At 74.3% G+C, this 3,438-nt stretch carries 4 protein-coding genes; all 4 read right to left on the bottom strand.

The features are described from left to right. Positions 1–233: V-type ATP synthase subunit D (locus ACFFNX_RS45450; protein ID WP_378212525.1), on the bottom strand; the 233-nt coding region annotated here is incomplete at its 3' end. After that, a complete protein-coding gene (locus tag ACFFNX_RS45455; RefSeq protein ID WP_378212527.1) occupies positions 230–1,588 on the bottom strand; it encodes a V-type ATP synthase subunit B in 1,359 nt (452 codons plus the stop codon). The genes ACFFNX_RS45455 and ACFFNX_RS45450, both read right to left, overlap by 4 nt. 13 nt (positions 1,589–1,601) lie before the next feature. Then, positions 1,602–3,245 carry a V-type ATP synthase subunit A gene (locus ACFFNX_RS45460; RefSeq protein WP_378212529.1) on the bottom strand — a complete coding sequence of 548 codons (1,644 nt, stop codon included), beginning with the start codon at positions 3,243–3,245 and terminating at the stop codon, positions 1,602–1,604. Then, positions 3,233–3,438 (bottom strand): hypothetical protein (locus ACFFNX_RS45465; RefSeq protein ID WP_378212530.1); only part of this gene is annotated, 206 nt, incomplete at its 5' end. The genes ACFFNX_RS45460 and ACFFNX_RS45465, both read right to left, overlap by 13 nt.

Below are 3,438 nucleotides of genomic sequence, written 5' to 3' on the forward strand. Positions count from 1 at the left end.
GCGCGGCGGCCGTCCGCGAGGCACGCCCGCAGACCCCGCTCGTCGGCGTCCGCGCACGCGGCCGCCCAGTCCCGGCCGGTCCGCTCGGCCTCGGACGCCAGCCGGTGGTGATCCCGCACGAGGATCCGGAGCTTGCGCTGGAGGAGATCGACGCCGCGCTGGGCGATGATCAGGCGGCGGTGGAGCCACAGGCGGCCGGCCCGGCCCGGAGGAACGCGGGTGAGCGAGGTCATCGCGTCCCGCCCCGGGGCAGGTGCGCGTCCAGCTCGGCCGCCGTCACCGTGGTCAGTTCCCGGCGCGGCAGCGTGCTCAGTGCCTGCCACGCGCGGTCGAAGGTCTCCTCGAGCGGGCGGTTCTCGTCCGGACGCTGGGCCAGCAGGCGGTCGCGGAGACTCCGTTCGAACGCGATGAAGCTCCGATCGGACTCGCTGAGCGCGGAGGCCCCGATCAGCTCGGCGAGTTCGCGTGCCTGGCGCGCCCGCGCGAGGGCCGCGAGGATCTGCGCCGCCAGATCCATGTGGGTGGACGTCACGGCGGCCCGCATCAGCCGGGAGAGCGACGACAGGACGTCGACCGGCGGGTGGACTCCGGCGTCCGGGGTGAGCACGATCTGGCCTTCGGTGATGTATCCGGTCAGGTCCGGCACCGGGTGCGTCATGTCCCCGGCGGGCATGGTGAGGACCGGCAGCACCGTGACCGAGCCGGGCGTGCCGTGGATTCGCCCGCACCGCTCGTACAGCGAGGCCAGGTCGCTGTAGAGGTAGCCGGGATAGGCGCGCCGCGCCGGGATCTCTCCGCGCGCCACCGACACCTCGCGCAGCGCCTCGCAGTAACCGGTCATGTCCGCCAGGATCACGAGGACGTGCCGCCCGCCCGTGAAGGCGAGGTTCTCGGCGATCGTGAGGGCCAGCCGCGGGGTGAGGACGCGCTCGATCACCGGGTCGTCCGCCAGGTTGAGCAGGAGGGTCAGCTCGCCGGCGGCCGACCGCTCCTCCAGCGTGTCGCGCACGGCCGCGGCGTCGGCGTGAGTGAGACCCATGGCGGCGAAGACGACGCAGAACGGCTCGCCCCGGACGCCGGCCTGCGCACCGATCTGAGCGGCGAGCTCCAGGTGCGGAAGTCCCGGCGAGGAGAAGATCGCGATCTTCTGTCCCCGTACCAGGGTGGTCAGGGCGTCGATCGCCGAGATTCCGGTGAGCACCGGTTCGGCGGGTGGGCTTCGCCGCGTCGGGTTGAGCGGTGCCCCGCCGACCGGCGCGTCGACGGGACCGAACACCGGCGGCCCTCCGTCTCGGGGCTTCCCCCGGCCGTCGCAGACTCGGCCGAGCCAGCCGTCCCCGACGGGGATCGTCAACGGACCGCCGCTGAAGGCCACGCGCGCGTCATGACGGGTCATGGCGTCCGTGCCCTCGAACACCTGCACGATCGCCAGGTCCCGATCCACTTCGAGGACGAGCCCGCTGCGCTCCTCACCGGAGTCCAGCCGGATCCGGACGAACTCGTCCCAGCCCACACCGGAGACGCCACGGACGACGATCAGCGGGCCGCGCAGGTCGGTGAGGTCGGTGTACTCCGGCTCGGGCCACATCCGCCCCACCACCTCAGCCCGGCTCCGCGGGCCGCTCCTTGGCCCGCAGCAGAAGGGAGAAGTCGCGCCCCTCGATCTCCTCGGCCGGGACTCCGCGAGCCGCCATGTCCTCACACTCGGCGATGGCGGCGAGGATCCCGTCGGTGAGCGCGGCGGTGCGCTCGGGCGCGCAGAAGGCGTCGACGGCGCTCAGCGCGCTCTGCCGCAGCACCCCCTCCCGCAGCATCCGCCCGGCGAGGAGCGCCACCCGTTCGCGGGCCGGCAGGGAGTCGGCCCCCACGAGCTCGGCCAGCAGGGCGAGCCGGTCGGCCTCGGCCAGCAGGGCCGCCACGCGTTCCCGGCGGGCGCCCCAGCCCGGAATCCCGTGCCGGGCGTACCAGCCGGCGATGGCGTCCGCGTCGCGGGCGTACGAGGAGTCCCACGACACCGCCGGATAGTGCCGGGCGTAGGCGAGGTCACGGTCCAGGCTCCACAGGCAGCGGACGAAGCGCTGCGTCAGGGTGGTGACCGGCTCGGTCATGTCGCCGCCCGGTGGTGAGATGGCGCCGATCACCGTGACGGAGCCGGTCAGGCCGCCGAGTGTGGTGACCCGGCCGGCGCGTTCGTAGAAGGCCGCCAGGGCCGACGCGAGATCCGCCGGATAGCCCTCTTCGGCCGGCAGCTCTCCGTGCCGCGACGCGAACTCGCGCCGCGCCTCCGCCCAGCGGGACGTGGAGTCGGCGATGACCACGACGTCGTAGCCCATGTCGCGAAAGTGCTCGGCCACCGTCATGGCGGTGTGCACGCCGGCCTCGCGCGCCATCATCGGCATGTTGGAGGTGTTGGCGATCACGACCGTCCGCTCGGTGAGTCGGCCGCCCGTCCGGGGGTCGGTCAGCTCGGCGAGTTCGGCGACCACGTCGGCCATCTCGTTGCCGCGCTCGCCGCACCCGACGTACACGACGACGTCGGCGTCGCACCACTTGGCGATCTGCTGAAGGAGCACGGTCTTCCCGGTGCCGAACCCCCCGGGTACGGCGGCCGCGCCGCCGCGCGGCACCGGCAGCAGGAGATCGACGACGCGCTGCCCGGTGACGAGCGGGACGAGATCCTCCCGGCGTTCCCGGTACGGCGCGGGGCGCCGGACGGGCCGTCTCCGCGCCACGGCGATGTCGCGGCCGCCGACCGAGGCCACCGGGACGTCCGGACCGCAGGCGCCCGAGGGGCGTATCGCGGTGACCCTTCCCGCCGTGGGCGTGAGGACGACGTAGCGCACCGCGCCCGCGCCCTCGACCGTGCCGACCGGTTCTCCCGCCCCGAGCCCGGCTCCCTGCCGGACGAGAGGGACGAACCGCCATTCCCGTGGTCGCGGCGCGGCTTGTACGCCCGTCAGCCACGTGCCCGCGTCCGTGAGCGGACGCAGGAGCCCGTCGAACACACCGCCCAGCAGGTGCGGCCCGAGGGACGCGGACAGCGGTTCGCCGTACGCCTCGGCCGGGTCGCCGGGCGCCAGTCCCCCGGTGTACTCGTACGCCTGGACGGTCGCGCTGTCGCCGTGAATCGCGACGATCTCCCCCGGGACGCGGGCCTCGCCGAGCCCGACGAGCGTGAACATGCCCGCCTCCGGCAGGTCGCTCACCTCCACGAGCGGGCCGTCGACCCGGGTCAGGACGCCCAAAGCCGCTCCACCTCCGCGCCGAGAAGGTCCACGGCGTGCTCGGCGAGGGCGGAGACCGAGCAGTCCACCCGGCGTCCGGGGGCGACGGCGATGACGCCCCCGTCGGGGGCGGCGAGGACCCGGGCGCCCGGTCCGGTCCGGTCGGCCGCCGTCCGGCGCAGCCGTTCGGTGACCGCCGGGTTCTCCGCACAGC

This window comes from Actinoallomurus acaciae, assembly GCF_042429965.1.
Taxonomy (GTDB): Bacteria; Actinomycetota; Actinomycetes; order Streptosporangiales; family Streptosporangiaceae; genus Actinoallomurus; species Actinoallomurus acaciae.